Below are 17,252 nucleotides of genomic sequence, written 5' to 3' on the forward strand. Positions count from 1 at the left end.
GGGGCTTCCCTCTTACGGCTATATGTCGGAATTACGACAACATATTCTTTGACAATGCGTTAGGGATACGAAGGGCGCGGAGCGGACTCGTTAGTTCGATCGGAGCCGCATAAGACTTCGTTCGCATTTTCGTTTCTGCAAAGTTTACGAGGCCGAAGCGATAGCGGAGCCCGTAGTAGCCCGCCTGCGACTTTTTCGGAAAACTTTATTTTTCGTTTTTTGCGAGCAGGAACGCCCCGGATTTTTTTCGATACGTTATGCGCCCTTGATTGCTTGCGCTTTTTCATTCAATCGCTTTTGAGCGGATCTAAGTTCTCCGTCCGCAATCTGCAACGTCCATTCCGGAAAATGTCTCGCTAAAAAATACTGAAGCCAAGAATCCCAGGTCGCGTATCCGAGAAACTTTTTCTTTGGCAACCAACGGATAAATGCGTCCGCGACTTTTTCCACGGAATGAACCGCGTTGATCGCGGAACCCATCTCGATCTCCTTCACGAGATCCGGTTTGTCCCGATTCTCTTTTTCCAATCCGGGCGTGTCGGTCGTAGGCGGCAGAAAAATTTTTACTCGAACCCCATGGATCATCATTTCTTGCCGCAGGGATTGCGCGAATCCCGTGATCGCGAACTTACTCGCGGAATAGGCCCCGTATCCGTAAATCGAAAACGTGGCAAGCATGGAGGAAATCAGGATGATATCGCCTGATCCTTGTTTGACGAAGTGATCGTGAAAGGCTCGAACCACGTTGACGTGTCCGAAATAGTTCACTTCCATTAGATCGCGAAAGTCCGATTCTTCCAGATCGCCGACTCTGCCCACTTTCGCATAACCGCTGTTACATACGAGTAAATCGAGTCCTCCCAATATTTTAAGAGCGTATTTTGCGGCTTTTTTCACCTGATCCGGCTTGGATACGTCGGCGACGACCGAATCGAAGATCGCGTCTTGAGATCCGATCTTACGAAGTTCCCGGACTGTCGCTTCTAAGGTTTGTTTTTTTCTCGCGGATACGACGACGCTCGCGCCCCCTTTTGCGAACGCGACCGCCAGCCCTTTGCCGATTCCCGTGGAGCCGCCGGAAATAAAAACTTTCTTACCTGCGAGTTGAGAAGGAGGGACTTTCATAGCGGGATTCTCACTTTTTGATTTTATAACCGGTTTTAAAAATCAGCCAAACAAGCGTTAGGCAGATCGTAAGAAACACGAATACCATCGTAAGACTGATTCCCACGCTCACGTCGGCGATCTCGTAAAAACTCCAGCGGAATCCGCTCACCAAATACAGAACCGGATTGAAGAGGGTGACCTTTTGCCAAAACGGCGGAAGCATATTCGCGGAATAAAAGCTTCCTCCCAAAAAAACGAGAGGCGTGATGATCAGCAAAGGAATGATCTGAAGTTTTTCGAAACTATCGGCCCATATTCCGATGATGAATCCGAATAAACTGAAAGAGATCGAAGTCAGTATCAGAAACAAAACCATCACGAACGGATGCGCGATTTTGACGGGAACAAACAACGAAGCCGTACCAAGCATGATCGTTCCGAGGATAACGGACTTCGTTGCCGCCGCGCCTACAAAACCGATCACGATCTCGAACATGGAAATCGGCGCCGCGAGAATTTCATAAATCGTTCCGGTAAACTTAGGAAAATAAATTCCGAAGGAAGAATTGGAAATACTTTCCGTCAGCAAGGACAACATGATGAGTCCCGGAACGATGAACGAACCGTAACCGACTCCGTCCACTTCCTGAATTCTGGAACCGATCGCCGAGCCGAAGACAACGAAGTAGAGCGACGTGGAAATTACGGGAGAAGCGATGCTTTGAAATAGGGTTCTCCAGGTTCTGGACATCTCGAAGAGATAAATGGATTTGATTGCTTGCAGATTCATTGTGACTCCTTTACCAATTGAACGAAAATTTCTTCGAGAGAGCTCTGAGTCGTATTCAGATCCTTGAAATCGATCTTCGCCTTTTTCAGGTCTTGCAGTAGCGCGGAGATTCCCGTCTGTTTTCCGTGGGAATCGTACGTGTATAGAAGTTGTTTCCCGTTGTTTACGATCTCAAGCCCTTTCGTTTTTAAACCGGCCGGAATCTTTTTCAACGTCTGATTCAAATCGATCAGCAGTTGCTTCTTGCCGAGTTTGTGCATGAGTTCTTTTTTATCTTCCACAAGGATCAATTCTCCCTTGTTCATTACGCCGATTCGATCAGCGATTTCTTCCGCTTCTTCGATGTAGTGCGTCGTTAAGATGATCGTGACTCCGTTTTCCCTTAGGTTGCGGACGATGTTCCACATATCCTTTCGAAGCTCCACGTCGACTCCGGCGGTCGGTTCATCCAAGAAGAGAACCTTCGGCTCGTGCGCAAGGGCCTTTGCGATCAAAACCCTGCGTTTCATTCCTCCCGATAAGGTGAGAATCATCTGATCTTTTTTTTCCCAAAGGGAAAGGGATTTTAATAGTTTTTCAATATAATCGGGGTTAGGCGATTTTCCGTATAACCCTCTCGTAAAACTAACCGTGGCCCATACGGATTCGAATGCGTGAACGCTCAATTCCTGCGGAACCAATCCGATCTGCGATCTCGTAAATCGAAAGTCCTTGAGAATGTTTTTGCCTTTGACTTCCACGGAGCCGTCGCTCGGATTTACGATTCCGCAGATTACGGAAATTAAGGTCGTTTTGCCCGCGCCGTTCGGACCGAGCAACGCGATGATTTCTCCGTCTTCGATTTCCAAAGAGACGTTTTTCAACGCCTGGAATCCGTTCCCGTAGAATTTAGAAAGATTTTTCACGGAGACAACGGATGACTTCGTTTTCGGTTTCATGTTCTTTCCTGAATTTTGATCTTGTAAAATCGATTGATTGAAATGCCTAAAATACTGAATCCCGTTTCTTAGAACAGCATCATTTTCGAATTATAGGTCTCCTATAAATGCGCGTTTTTCAACCTCTTCGAATCTTGATTGCGTTTTCGTACTTTGGTTCGGAAATTTTACGCCCCTTCTCCGAGCGAAACCGCAAGCAACGTCAAATCGTCCGTTAAATCCTGCGATTGTCTGAATCGATATAGACTCCGAAGATGAGAATCCAAAATCTCCTGAATCGGGGTGTAAAGATTTTCCTGTAAATAAGAATGAAACCGTTCCTCGCCGTAGAGTTGCATTAGACTTTTATCAAATACTTCGAAGGCTCCGTCCGAAAACAGGAAAAGCCGAAACGGATCCTCGAAACGAAACGACTTCGTATTAAATTTAGCGGCGGTTTTTAAACCTAAAATCGGACCCGTTTTCGGGAGTGAAATTTTGGAATTTTTGGAAAGAATCACCTGCTCGGGATGTCCTCCCGAGGCGTATTGTACGTTTCCCGTTGCGGGGTCCCAATCCAAGACGAACGCCGTAAAAAGGGAATTCAGCGTTCTGAACATGGGTAGAATTCTTTCATTCAATTGTTCTAATATGATTCCGGGTTCAGAATCGGATTCCTTCAGAGCGTCGTAATCGGCTTTGATAGCCATCGTCAAAAGAGCGGCTTGGGTTCCGTGACCCGTCGCATCCGCTATAAAGAATCTCCAGCATCCGTTGCCGGTTTTACGAATGTCGTATAAATCGCCGCCGATCGGCCCCATGGGAAGATATTTGACGCTCCACAAAAACGGCCAGTCCTTGGAATGAGGATTCGGGAACATTGACTTCTGCAATTTTTCCGCTGTCTGCAGATCCGATTGAAGCAGATTCAACGCTTTGTCCCTCTGAAATTCGAGATTCTTTCTTTGTGTGACGTCCCGAATGATGATTCCGATATAACGATCCTTTTCGACCATCCAATCCGTGAGCGAAAGTTCGAGAGAGAATTCCGTGCCGTCTTTCCGCAATCCGATCATTTCGATCGGCTTCGGAGTTTTTCTTCTCCGTTTCCAAAGGAGGTAGCGCCTAACACCGTTTTTGTGTTTGTTCCGATTTCTTTCGGGAAGAATTATTTCCAAGGGAGAATCAAGAATCTCCTCCGCTTCCCATCCGAAAATTTTCACGGCGCCTTCGTTCCAAAAAAGAATCTTTCCCGATATGTCCGAGACGAGAATCGCCTCCTGAACCGATGCGGAAATCGCCCTGAATTTAATCTGAAGTTCCTGATTGAGAATGTCCGTAAACTTGAGCAAACTTCTATATCGAATGGAAATCAGAAGCGATTGAAACGCGATGAACAACAGAAACGTATACGGAACGATAAACGGAGTCGGGATAAGTCCCAGACGCGACAACGTGTCGTTAAGCGCTCCGATCAAAAGCAAAAGACAGGAAGCCAGAAACACGAACGAGCCGGTTCGTTTATGAAGAATGGCGCGGACCATCACGACAAAAACGACGAGGATCAGCGCGATCATATAATACAAATAGGCCTCTACGAGAAGTTCGAGCGGATCGCCCTGCAGGAACCAAAAAATTCCGAACGCGATCCAGTTCGGAACGAGAAAAACACGGAAGGCAAGAGTTTTGAATTCGTTCGGGAATAAGGAGCGGAGGTAACTCAGAAAGACAGCCGCCAATACGAAGAGACTTCCCAAGTCGATTCTGAATTCGAGAATCGGCGGGAAGTTCTGGAATATTTCGAAAATATAATGTTCTTCCGTAAACAGAATTCTCAGAGCGAGGACCGCGCACACGGAGGAAAGATAAAGCGACGAGGATTCTTCCTTTGTGAGAAGATAAAAGAAGAAGCTTGAAAATCCGAAAAACAATAAGGCTCCGAACGTAAGAAAGTCCAGATTTCTTCTCGTTTTGTCCGCGGCGGAGATCGTAGAAAACGTTCCGAGTTCGGGGGTTCTTCGGATGCCTCCGGCTCCTTCAAACCAATTCGAAATTTCTAATGTGATTTCAAGCGTCGTTTCCTTTTCCCCGATCGGAAAGTGAATGATCGGTTTGCCGATTCTGCGGATTTCTTTTTTCGGATCGGAGGAAGGGTTTCCGAATTCTAAAGCAAGTTTTCCGTTGATATAAGCTCGATACGCGTTGTGGATCTCATGAAACTTGATCGCGTATTCGCCGGGGGCGAGTCCCGTAACTTTGAGTCTATATGTCGCGGTTCCGAATGCGTTGCCTTTGAAGTTCGGGAATTCGCTCGTTTCCCAAAAGCCGGGAACTTGAATCGCGCCGAGCTTTTCTTTCGAGCCGAATCCTTCCGAGATTTCCCATTCTCCCTCCAAGGGAAGAATACTTCCGCTCTCGAGTGTGTTTCCGTTTATCGAAAGAATTCCATCCTTCGCTTTGGGAAAGGATTCGACGGAACGTTTGCAATCCGTTGCAAGAAAAGAAACGAAACAGAAGAACGCGATCGTTACGAAAATGCGAATCGTTCGTTTCGGCGGTCGAAGCATGACGACCATTCATAAAGGAGAAAGCCTGAAATCGCAATCTAAATTCTAAAACCGGTATCGCGTTTTTGAGAATTGGCGATCCCTCTTTCCCATGTATTCGGATTGCCTGCGAGTATGACTTGGTTTTTCGCTCTCGTGATTCCGGTATAAAGGATCTGACGGTTGAGAAGCCGATGCGATCGTTCGTCTTCCGAGGATTCGGGATGATCGGGAATGTAGATTAGAATTGTATCATATTCCGATCCTTGACTTTTGTGAACGCTCATGACGAACGCAGGTTCGTGTTCGGGAAGGGTGTCGAGCGCGAAGGGGAATAGTTTTCCTTCGATCGGAAAAACGGCCCTTAATTCTCCCGTGGTTTCCATTCTCAGAACGATTCCGATATCCCCGTTGAATAACTTTCTACTCGAATCGTTTTGTGTGATCAAAATCGGAAGGCCGACGAAATACAAACGTTTGGAAAGTTTTTTCGGATATAGTTGCGGGTTTGTTTCGGATTCTTTTTTACGGAACAGATCCCGCGCCGCGAGATTCATGAGTTTATTTTGAACGGCTTCGACTCCCCAATAACCTTTTCTGAAAATCGTGAGACAACGGAATTGTTTTAATTCATTCTGAAATTTTTCAACGAACTCCGGCGCGTTCAAATCGACCGAGTCGTGCGTCTTCCATGATCCGATTTCCGAAATGCGAGGAAAAAGAATCTTATCCCAGAGAGTTTCCGCGAGCTCGTCTCTTGAAAAATGATCGGGAGTTTTGCTCGCCGAGTTCTGCAACCATACGACCTCGTTTTCATACGTCTTATCCGCGCCGAGAATATCGGTTCTTGGAAACGAATCGTCGATCCTTGTTCCGAGATTCAGATTTTCGGGAGAATAACGAAGAATTTCCTCGGCGAGAGTTACGATCTTGGATACGTTTCCCCTTGCGTTCGGTTTCTGGCGGTTGCTTTCTTCGAGTCTAGAAACGAAATTCTTTTTTTGGGATTCGAGCGTGGAAAGAAAATCGCTTAACACCGCGCCTTTTTCGACGGAAGGGAGTTGGTGCGGATCTCCGATCAAGATAAAACGAAAAGGAACGCCCGTCTCCTTCGGCTTTCGCGGAATCGCATTCCATAAAGAAAGCATAATATTCAGATCTACCATGGAAACTTCGTCCACGATGATCAATCGATGCGGAAGATAACGTTCCTTATTGTAGTAGAATCCGTTCAACGAGGGTTTGTAGGAAAGAAGTCCGTGAATCGTCTGTCCGCGCAAAGAACGGATCATTCGAGGATCTCCGATTTTTTGGAGATTTTCCTGGATCGACTCGGTCAATCGTTGCGCGGCTCTTCCGGTCGGCGCTACGAGCGCTATCTCTTCGGGAGGAGGGAGTTGTCCGATCGCATTCAAAATTTCTAATAAAAAGGCGACGACCGTGGTTTTACCGGTTCCCGGTCCGCCGCTGACGATCTGAAAGGAAGAATGCAGGCAGGAAAGAACGGCTTTTTTTTGTCCTTTTTTCAACGGGAAACTTTTGGCTTCCAGTGTATTTAGAATATCCTCGACTTTGCCGTGATCGAAGTTCGGTGCGGCTTCGTTTTGAATTCTTTCCCGTAAAAGGGATTCCAGTTCGATTTTACTCTGATACGTTTTTTCGAAATAAATCCATTCTTCGTTTTGGAATTTATCGACCGTGAAACCGGGAGGTTTCGTTTTTAAAAGATTTTTCCATTCTTTTTGAACCGGAACACAAAGGCTTCCTTCCTCCATCGCGACCCAAATCGCATTCAGAATTTCTAATAGGATGTTTTCATCCTCTTCGGAAATTCGTTTCGGTTGTTTTTTCTTCGAACCCGTTTCTTCGAGTTCGAGAATGTCGTTTTTCAGGCGTTCGATAAAATCGGAAAAGGATTCTTCCATCAAAGATCGTCCCCCCAGCGGATCGAAGTCAATTCGCGGACGTTTTCCCGTATCCGCGAAATTCTTTTCAAATCCCAATCGAAGTCGCAATAAATTCCCGAGTTCGTCTCGGCTTTCATTCCTCTTAGAAAAAAGTAATATACTCCTCCGAGTTTTTGAATGGCTTCGTTCGGACCGAATACGTTTTTCAGATATTCATAAAGGATCATCGCGTAGATGTCCCGTTGAAGATCGTATCTGCTTTCCGCGTTTTCGACGTTTCGTTTTAACGATTCGGGGGAATAATCGTCGAGCAGGTTCGATTTATAGTCCGCGAGATAAAACCGATCGCCGATTCGAAACACCAAATCGATCGAACCTTTTAAAAAATTTCCCGGCCCGTTTTTTTGCGGATCCAGATCCAAGTGAAAATCCATTTCCGAAATCCGATTTTCTTTCGCGATATCAACGAGTTGAAACGTGGCGCTTCCGGGGAGCGGAACGTTTGCGTTTAAGGAATTCCAGAGAATTTCGGCGGCCCTTTGCCGATAGATTTCCTTTTCGGTGTTCGTATTTTTTCTTTGTGCGTCCGAGATCGGAAAGAATTCAAGGTGGTGATTCATTCTGGAAAAAATTTTCTCGTCGTTCAGAATTCGTTTCGGATGATCGACTTTGAATCTTGAAAAATCGGATTCCTCCAAAAGAACGTGTAGAAACGATCCGGTCGCCGCGGAAGACGGAAGCGCGTCCACGATCAAATCTCCGGTGTCTTCCGCGTCGTCCGACTTGAAAGCTCTTGTTTCTTCCAAGGTTGAAACGGCGATCGCATCCGAAGTTACGTTTGCCCTGGTTCGCAAAGAGGAATAACTGTGGAGTTGGATCGTTTTCGGATCTTCCGATTCCTGATGGAGCAACGGCGAAAAAGAAAGTCCCTCGTTTGCGATCGTGCTGCGTTTGTTCGGGTCGCTTTGATCAAAAGGTTGTTGCGTCCATACGACTTGCGTAAAGAGATTCGGATCGGGATCGTTTTCCAGAATATGCGCGAGTCGAGGATAAAGAATTTTATAATATGCTGAATCTCTCGTTTTGACGTGATTCACGGGAGTGTAAAAGGGAAGATACAACCTCGCTTTGGGACGCGTGATTCCCACATACAAAAGCCGTTTGTTTTCGTTCCAGGATTGATACGAATATTCTTTTTTGCTCGTGTCGATCTCGTCTTCTTTGTCCCAGAGGCTGAGTTTCCAAAACCGTTCTCCGTTTTCCATATACGGATAATCGTAGACGTCGGGGACGAAATTTCCGGAAAGATTGAACAAGAATACGACCGGCCACTCCAATCCTTTGGATGCGTGCAACGTGAGAATTTGAACCGCGTCCTTTTCGGTTTCCTTTTCGAAAAGAGGCAATTCCTCCTCGTTTTTCGAGCCGCTTTGAAGCCGTTTTAATTCCTCTAATATTTCCTCGAGATCCGCTTGGTTTACGATTTGGAACTGAAGAAGCTTGCGGAAGATCTGTCTATAGTTCGTCCGTTTTCGTTCCCAGTCGATGTCCGTCGCTTCTTCCGTTAAAAAGATTCTGCTGTCTTCTTCGATCGATCGGAATAATTCCGCAAACTTGCGATCAATGGCGAAAGTTTTCCATCGATCCAAGGTCGTCTTTTCATACGAGTCGATGGAATGTTCGTCAAAGGCGGAAAGATGTTCCGGATGAACCTGGAAAAGATCGCCTAACAAGAGTTTGCGATAGGAGGAAGGTTTGTTCGGATCCAATAAACATTCCAAGATGTTCGAGATCTGATACGATTCGGGGGATTGATAGATCCCTTCCTGTTTGTAGAAGGAACAGGGAATTCCTCTGAGTTTTAAGGATTGTTCTACGAGTTTTCCTTCGGCCTTTCCTCTCACTAAAATCGCGATCTCCCGGAAGTTCAGTTTCTTTTCTTCGAATTCGTCCTTTGCTGTTTCCGCGTTTGAAACAAGATATTGAAACGGTTTCTTTTCGTCCGTCAGCCTGAGAATTTCTTCCGCGATAAACTGTGCCCAAGCGCTTTTTGCATCGTCGGTTTTCCAAAATTCCCTGCCTTGAAAACGAACGATATGAATCGGGCCTTGTTTGTGCTTGTCGCTTAACAAAATTTTGAAATCTTTTTCGGGAGGCAGTACGGGTTTGTAAACGATCGGAGTAGATTCGAAACCTCGTTCGACGATCGGGAAAAAACTCTGTTCTCCCGCTTTGCCGCCGAAGATTTCGTTGTAAGCGGAGATCAACTCGGGAACGGATCTGTAATTGACGTTCAACGGAATTTCGACCGCTCGGTGCGATTTCAATTCCTGTTCCGCCTGAAGATACGTTCCAATATCCGCTCCTCGAAACCCGTAGATGGATTGTTTCGGATCTCCGATCAGATACAACGCACGTTCGGAAGTTTCATCTCCGCTCGGTTCCAAAAAAAGCCGGGAAAAAATTTCGTATTGAACCCGATCCGTATCCTGGAATTCGTCCAGGATTCCAATTCGATAACGGCTTTGCAGCGCTCGAAGAAGATGTTCGTTTTGCAGAGAATCTCTGGTCTTGAGAATCATCCGATCGTAACTCATCCATTCTCCCGTTTGAAATTCCTGTTCGACCATTTCCGCGGCGATCAGTGCGGTCTTTTGTACAAAGGTTTCCGCGCTCATCGGAGTCTTGTCGTTGCGATACGGATAACGTTTGCCTCCTAGAAGTTTGGAACCGGCGGTAAGAATATTCTCTTTTTTTAATTTATAATCCGATAAAGAAAGGAATTGTTCGAGATCAGCGGACGCGACCCAAGGTTTCCATTCCTCGTGTTGCAGTTTGTATAATGCAGCCTCGAGACGTTCTTTCGAATCGGTGAGAATCCACTGGGAAGGAGTTTCGGTTTCGACCGGATATTCCTGAAGAATCATATTACAAAAACCGTGTATAGTCGCGATCGTAACCTGATCGAGTTCCTTCGCTTCTTTCGTAAGATTAGTTTGAAGAAGTTTTTTTCTCAGTCGTTCTTTGAGTTCGCCCGCAGCTTTTTCGGTAAACGTGAGGATCAGGATTTGAGTCAGAGGAATCCTATGCTCTAAAACGAGATCGCCCACGATTTCCATGATCGTATATGTCTTACCGGTTCCCGCGGAGGCTTCGATAAAACTGGATTTCAACGGATAAGGACGCGATTGTTTCATAGATCCTTTTTCCAATCCAGAAGCGGTTTGTAAAAATTCTTTGCCCAAGCGATTCGAGATTTCAGAATCAAGTCCGGTGTTTTCGGATAAAGTTTTACGAGAGGAGAAAGTCCTTCCTTCACGGAACTCAGTTCCTCTTTCAGAAAGTCGATCCACGCGGATTCATCGTCGAACTTAACCGATCGATCGGGGGATTTATTTTTGCCCGTTCCGCCTTGGATGTTTTTGACGTAATAATTAAGAAAGGCTCTTCTCGGAAAAAAGACCGGTTCTTTTTTCAGATAGTCCATTAGAATTTTTGCAAGGTATTCGACTCCGAGATCGGAGCTTTCGATTTCGTATTGAAGTTCGAGAGAATTCTTCTTTTTGGATTCTTCTTTCGGACGCGGTTTGAAGGAATAGATCTTGAAGTTTTCGTTGGACGAGGCGAATGCGACTCCGGTTAAAAACGGAAAACTCATCACCTTCCAATAATCCTTATAACCGAAATAGTCGTCGCTCGGTCTTTCTTCCAAACTCTTGGAAAAGAGCCAATATAAATTCCCTTCTTTTTCTATGACGTGTTCCCATTCGCCTTTGATGGAAACCGAACCGTCGTCCAAAGGAACTTTCAGCTCGGGAAGCTTTTTGCAGATTGCGTCGGGTAGTCCCGTGTCGCCTAAACTCAAGTAAGGATAATACCTTCCTCCTTGAAAGAGGGGCTTCCATTCGGAAAGAAGTTTGCTCGTCGTTTCCAAATAATCCACGAGATCGGTTTCTTGAATTTTGCCGAACACGGATTGGGGAAACTGCGCGGAGATTTTTTCCTTTTCAAGAATGGGGGATAATACCTCCGAAATTTTTTCGCGGGTCCAATCCCAAGATTCGTTTGCGACCAAACTCGGTATCATAAGCGCATGCACTTTTTTTAATAGAGTCGCTTCGGCGATCGCGTCCAAATCGAACGGTTCCTTTTCGTCTTTTCCCGTTTCGTCCTCGTCCAAATACATTCCGAGTTTTCGTTTGAGATACGTGTCGAGTGGGTCGCTCAAAAATTGTGAAAGTTCGCGTACGTCCACACCCGAACGGGAGAATTCGATTTCGTTTTTAACAAGCCGATTCGGATCTTGAAACCTCTTAAGAACGGGTTGATCCTTTCGGTTTCCGTTCACCCATACCCTTGCAAAGTCGTAACTCACAAGGCCTTGATCGAGTTCTTCGGGAGTATGTTCGTATTTTATACTATACGAATGCAGTGGAAGTTTGAGAGCTTCTTTGATCCGCATCGCTTCCATGATCTCAAAAAGATGCGAACAGGGTTCGAATGTTTTGTCTTCCTGCAAATTCTTGCCTACGTAACTGAAGGTTAACGATTCTTTTGCGGAATGGATCGTTTCCCAGAGAAGGGATTCCTGAATTTCTCTTCGGGAAATATCCCAATCCTCTTTGTGATCCTTTCTTAGATTGAGTTGAGAGCGGTCGTTCGAACCGGGAAACTTTCCTTCGCCGAGTCCGAGAATATAAACGTGTCTAAACGGAATCGGCCGCATCGGCTGGAGCAGAGAAATCGTCACGCCGCCGGTGAGATACGCTCCTTTGCGATACGGGATCTGATCGAAGATCTGTTCGGTGACAAATCGAAGGAGCGCGATTCCTTCCTCTTGATTTTGCAAAAGGATTCCTTCCCATTCGGAAAGCGATTCCAGCCAACTCTGAAATAATTTTCCTTCCTGTTCGTATTCTTCCGTGAACTCGAAGAGTTCTTCGAGAGCGGAACGAACGTTTCTTAGATAATCGGAAGTCCATCGAACGTTTTTATTCTGCGGCGCAGGCATGGAGACGATCTCTTTTTTTGCCCGCAGAATTTTTTCCCAAAAGATCGTAAGCACGGAAGAATTCTCCTCCGATTGAATGCGGATCGGAGCGATCTTGAATTTGTTCCAAGCGGTATCATCCGAAAGAATGGAGGAAAGACGAATGCGTTTGAGTCCATTAGAAATTTGGAATGAATCTTTTTCTCTTCCCGATTCCTCGTATTGAATTCCCGAAGTTTCGATCAGAGTTTCCAGATCTAAAATCGTTTGCGGATGAAGACGGATTTTATTTTGCAGAAGAGGGTTTCTTAAAAGTTTGAGAAGTCCGTTCTTATCGATGGAATTCCCCGAACAAATCTCCCAAAAATGCATCAATCCCCGGTACAAAAGCGAAGCGTCGTTCGCTTTGATGTCCGTCAAAGAATAGGGGATTTTTTTGCGGATCGGATCGTTCGTTTCCTTCGTCTGCAGAAGAATTCCTCCGTCAAACACCCATTCGACGGCGGGTCGATACGTTTTCATATCGGTGACAAGAATCGCAAAATCGAGATACGTCAGACTTCGATCCCGATTCATCTTATGGAGAATATCGTTTGCGACGCATTCCGTTTCCCGATACGGAGAAGGCGCGTTCCAGAAACGAACCGAAGCGTCCTCTTTTGAGTCGGACACGTTAGTCGCTCTTTTTTCTCCTGCGAGAAATTCCCGAAGCAGTCCCAGTTTTTTCGGATACGAATGGGAATTCTCCAGATGTTTGGATATCGCTCCTTGAACTCCCTTCATTCTTGCGGCGAGATGAATCTGGGGTGCGGCCCATCGTTCTGGATCGGTGATCTCCGTGCGGATCGTCTTTGTCGCGCCCGTATGAAATTGATAGAGATAGATCGGGAGTTTGTCCGTCGTAGAAAGCGATTCTAAAATTCCTAAATACGTATCCGCGAGATTGGACAAACAAAAGAGATGTAACGAAGGAAAGTTCGACGGGGCAGTTTTCGGTTTCTTTTTCGATTCCTGTAAAAGAAATTGAACGAGCGTGCTCGGTTCTTTCGATCGCAGGAAAACGTTTTGATACAACTTCTTTTGAAAAAGATAATATTCGTCCTCTTTCGGAAACGGAGTCGGACGGTGCGAGATCGACGGAATTTCGAAACCTTTTTCCTTGGCCCAGTTTTGAATCCAGGAAGATCGGTTTAATTCGTAATCTTTATAAAGCGAAGTCAGTTTTGCGCTGAGTGAAAAAGCGCGCGATACGCCGCTGAGATACGAACGCAGAAATTTCGTTTCTTCCGAGTTTTTGTTTTCGATCAGATGCGTAAGTATCTTTCTTTGATTGGCTTCCTGGCTCGGAAAAGCGCGCTCGAACGGATCGTAATTCAAATCCGATCGAAGATGATAGTATTCCTCCAAAGCCTTTTCGAGAAATAAAAAACGGAGATTGGCGGAAAGTCCGTCGATCCGAGACAAATTCAGATTCAGCCAGAGTTTCATGTTCGTGCTCGGAACGACGATCACGGGAGCGTGCAGCGGAAATCGTTTTCGTTCCGATAGGATGTTTTTGGAAAGCTCGACCGCGATGTCTTCGAGCGATAGACTTGTGATATGAGTGATGGACAAACGTATTCTCCGCGGTCTCCGAATTACGAGCATTCCAAGAAATCCGCGGCCTGGCAAGTATTACATTTTCTCTTGCGTTCGAAGATCGGTTGCAAATTCTAATCTCAATGACTTCTTTGACTCCGATCAAAGCTCTTTTCGGAATTTCCGAGTTTCGAACTTCTCAAGAGAGAATCATTTCGGACATTCTTTCGGGAAAGAATTGTCTCGTCATCATGCCGACCGGAATGGGGAAGTCGATCTGTTATCAGATTCCCGCTCTTGTAATGGACGGTCTTACGATCGTTCTTTCGCCTTTGATCGCGTTGATGCAGGATCAGGTTTCCAAATTAAAGAAGCTCGGAATCGACGCGTGTTACATCAACTCCTCTCTTTCCAAAGAGGAACGTGTTCAAAGTTACGAGAATCTAAAACGCGGAAAATACAAGATCGTATATGTTTCACCGGAACGATTTCGTAAAAAGGAATTTTTGGATTCTCTTCAAGAACGAAAGGTTTCCCTGCTTGCGGTCGACGAAGCTCATTGTATCAGCCAATGGGGTCACGACTTTAGACCGGATTACACGAAGATCGCGGAGTTTCGGGAAATTCTCCGCTTCCCGACGACGATCGCGTTAACCGCAACCGCGACGCTCGAAATTCAAAAAGACGTGATTCTTCAGATGGGACTGAAGGAATCGGAGATCGAAATCTACAACGAAGGGATCTGCCGTCCGAATCTGTTTTTGGACGTCCGCACCTTCGTCGACGAACCTTCCAAATCGGACGCGATTCTCGATTTGCTAAAACGACAAAAGAAGAGCACCGTCGTTTATTTTAATCTCATCCAAAATCTGCAGAAATTCAGCGAGAAGCTCGACGTTCAAAAAATTCCGCATCGCATCTATCACGGTCGTTTGGCTCCCGATCAAAGAAAGAAGGTTCAGAATCGGTTTTTAAAATCGGAGGATACGATTCTTCTTGCGACGAATGCGTTCGGAATGGGAGTCGATAAACCGAACATACGCACGATCGTCCACGCGGAACTTCCTTCTTCTTTGGAAAGTTATTATCAGGAGATCGGGAGGGCGGGAAGGGACGGTCTTGCTTCCGATTGCCACGTGTTTTACAATCAGGACGACCTAACGGTGCTGATGGATTTTATCGAATGGCAAAATCCGGACGCGGCTTTTATCGCAAGGGCGTATCAAACCATGCAACGTCTCGGTGAAAAATTATCTTCGATCGAATACGACGAACTTCAATCTTTGATCGTTCATAAAAATCGGGGGGATCATCGACTGCAGACGGTTCTCAATTTGTTCGAAAGACACGGGGTCACTTCGGGAGAGTTGGATAAGAATTCCTTAAAGTTGGAGACTTCTTTGCCGGACGCTCTTTGTTCCGCGGAAGAACTCGAACTTAGAAAGAAGACGAGCTTGAAACGTTTGTATCAGATGCTTCTTTATTTAAAATCGGAACGATGCAGAAGGGAATTCGTCTACGAATACTTTGACGCTGCGTTTACGGAATGCGGCAACTGCGACGTTTGTAAAAATTCCACCGTTAATTGACCCGGAATTCGTTTGTCGGTCCAAATTTCGGCATCCAAAAAAAGATTGCTTTGTATCCGTCGATGTTTCTCACCAAGTCACAAGGACGATAAAAAAGCGGAACAGAGTCGGAAATAAAAAATTGAATCTTCTTTTTTCGGATTCGATTCTTGTCCGACTTGCGGTGGGGATCGATACCACCTTTTAAAAGAGGTGTTTATGATTCGTAAGTGGATGTTCTTCTTTCTTTTTGGTTCGATCGTCAATTGTGCGGGTTGGGAACGTTTGGTTTCTCCATCCCGCTGGGAAAGGATCGGCACCCCTCAGTATAAAAACGCGCAGGTTTTCGTGATCGATCCGCAAGAGGACGTTGAAATCGAAGCGGAAGAAGGAACGAAAATCCGCTTTCCGAAAGGAAGTCTTCTCGCGCAGAACGGAGGTCTCGTAAGTTCTCCGGTGAGAATCGAAATTTCCGAATATTATAAAAACGAAGATATATTGCTCAGCGGTTTGACCACTGTTTCTTCGGGACGTCCGATTCAAACCAAGGGAATGATTTCTTTAAACGGTTATATGGAATCCGGCGGAAAAGTAAAAGTGAATCCGAAAAATCCTCCGCAGGTTTCGTTCGCTTCCTCCTTCGAGCCGGGTTATGAAATGTTTTACGGAACCAAAAACGGCGACGGTGTTTTGGATTGGTCGACACAAACCGCAAAAACGACGAATACTTCCGGTTTGGAAATGGACAATGATTTTGCCGCAGCTGCCAAGAATAATACGCAAGAAAATTTGAATATTCTAAATATTGAAAACCGTAAGAATGAATCGAAGGGGAATCGGATGGTTCTCGCCAAATATCAGAGCGCCTCGTATGCGGATTCTACGGAACGGATTACCGAAAGCGGACCCGCGGAACGGCGGGTTCCCGCACGGAATTCGTATTATTATCCGATTTTAAACTTCGGTTGGATCAACTGTGATCGCTTTTTGTATATGGGATTGAAACTGATTCCTTTAAACATAGATACGAATTATCCGACTTATGAAGATGAGACGACATATCTCCTCATCATTCCTTCCGTGCGATCCGTCCTTCCCGCGTATAAGGATGCAAACAATCGGGTTTATTTTCCAAACCTTCCTCCCGGAGAAAAAACGATCCTTTATGCTTTGAAAAAGTCGGGCGTTACCCGTTGGCAGGTTTGGATTCGTGAAACGGTCGTAGGAAAGGAAGACAAACTTGTTCCTGAATGGGAATTGGTGGGCCCGAAAACCTTGGAAAAAAGAATCCGTTCTTTGAATTTTTAGAAAAAGAGCGACAAGGGCGGACGGAGAAGGCGGCGTTCGAATCCGCCTGGAATGCGCGGGAGAAACGGACGACGTTTACGGTCGTCCGTTTTATTATATTATTCTTTGATAATGTATTTATCCGCGGAAAACTTCCCGCTTCCTAAAACGAACACCACAAAGGACAATAAAAGATAGACGAACGGAAGATTCTTCGCTTGAAACGGATCTTGTGCGTGCGCCATAAAAAACGCGACGAACATCGTGATGAAGATCGGGATCACCGTAAGACGCGTCAAAAGTCCGATCACGATAAAAATTCCGCAAAAGAATTCCGCGAACACGACGAGAATCAGCGAAGTCTTGGAGCCGATTCCGATCAAATCCGGAAACATAGGGAGAATTTGGTCAAAGCCGACTAACTTCGGATAGCCGTGGTAGATGAAAAGGCCTCCGAAAATCAATCTAAGCAGAAGGGCCGCGACGTCCGAGCTGATAGGTTGAAGTCCTAATAGTTTATCTTTCATGTTTTTTCCTCAAAGATTCCTTTCTTTTAAAACAG

10 protein-coding genes are annotated in these 17,252 nt (G+C 45.7%); 2 read left to right on the plus strand and 8 right to left on the minus strand.

The features are described from left to right. Positions 1–255 precede the first annotated feature (255 nt). The 7 genes from LFX25_RS04065 to LFX25_RS04095 form a co-directional block, all read right to left on the minus strand. On the minus strand, positions 256–1,125 hold the full coding sequence (locus tag LFX25_RS04065; RefSeq protein ID WP_238729084.1) for an SDR family NAD(P)-dependent oxidoreductase: 870 nt from the start codon (positions 1,123–1,125) through the stop codon (positions 256–258). A 10-nt stretch (positions 1,126–1,135) separates the two neighbouring features. Further along, the gene (locus LFX25_RS04070) at positions 1,136–1,897 is read right to left on the minus strand and encodes an ABC transporter permease (protein WP_238729085.1); all 762 of its coding nucleotides are present in this window, start codon (positions 1,895–1,897) and stop codon (positions 1,136–1,138) included. Further along, entirely contained in the window at positions 1,894–2,835 is a 942-nt protein-coding gene (locus tag LFX25_RS04075) for an ABC transporter ATP-binding protein (RefSeq protein ID WP_238729087.1), read from the minus strand. The genes LFX25_RS04070 and LFX25_RS04075 overlap by 4 nt, the downstream gene beginning before the upstream one ends. A gap of 167 nt (positions 2,836–3,002) precedes the next feature. Then, the gene (locus LFX25_RS04080) at positions 3,003–5,381 is read right to left on the minus strand and encodes a SpoIIE family protein phosphatase (RefSeq protein WP_238729089.1); all 2,379 of its coding nucleotides are present in this window, start codon (positions 5,379–5,381) and stop codon (positions 3,003–3,005) included. A 38-nt stretch (positions 5,382–5,419) separates the two neighbouring features. Continuing rightward, the gene (recD, locus tag LFX25_RS04085; RefSeq protein ID WP_238729090.1) at positions 5,420–7,285 is read right to left on the minus strand and encodes an exodeoxyribonuclease V subunit alpha; all 1,866 of its coding nucleotides are present in this window, start codon (positions 7,283–7,285) and stop codon (positions 5,420–5,422) included. Further along, positions 7,285–10,464 carry a UvrD-helicase domain-containing protein gene (locus LFX25_RS04090; protein ID WP_238729091.1) on the minus strand — a complete coding sequence of 1,060 codons (3,180 nt, stop codon included), beginning with the start codon at positions 10,462–10,464 and terminating at the stop codon, positions 7,285–7,287. Before LFX25_RS04090 ends, recD begins: the two co-directional genes overlap by 1 nt. After that, positions 10,461–13,871, minus strand: a complete 3,411-nt coding sequence (locus tag LFX25_RS04095; RefSeq protein ID WP_238729093.1) for an exodeoxyribonuclease V subunit gamma — start codon at positions 13,869–13,871, stop codon at positions 10,461–10,463. Before LFX25_RS04095 ends, LFX25_RS04090 begins: the two co-directional genes overlap by 4 nt. Positions 13,872–13,978: 107 nt before the next feature. Here LFX25_RS04095 and LFX25_RS04100 point away from each other — a divergent pair, with 107 nt between their 5' ends. Together LFX25_RS04100 and LFX25_RS04105 are read left to right on the plus strand one after the other, a co-directional pair. Next, entirely contained in the window at positions 13,979–15,424 is a 1,446-nt protein-coding gene (locus LFX25_RS04100) for a RecQ family ATP-dependent DNA helicase (RefSeq protein ID WP_238731498.1), read from the plus strand. Positions 15,425–15,622: 198 nt separating this feature from the next. Further along, complete coding sequence (locus LFX25_RS04105; RefSeq protein ID WP_238729094.1) at positions 15,623–16,711, plus strand: hypothetical protein; 1,089 nt, start codon at positions 15,623–15,625, stop codon at positions 16,709–16,711. Positions 16,712–16,809: 98 nt separating this feature from the next. On the opposite strand, the gene LFX25_RS04110 is transcribed toward LFX25_RS04105, so the two are convergent. Then, positions 16,810–17,217, minus strand: a complete 408-nt coding sequence (locus LFX25_RS04110) for a DoxX family protein (protein WP_238729096.1) — start codon at positions 17,215–17,217, stop codon at positions 16,810–16,812. Positions 17,218–17,252 lie beyond the last annotated feature (35 nt).

Source organism: Leptospira sanjuanensis (assembly GCF_022267325.1).
GTDB lineage: Bacteria > Spirochaetota > Leptospiria > Leptospirales > Leptospiraceae > Leptospira > Leptospira sanjuanensis.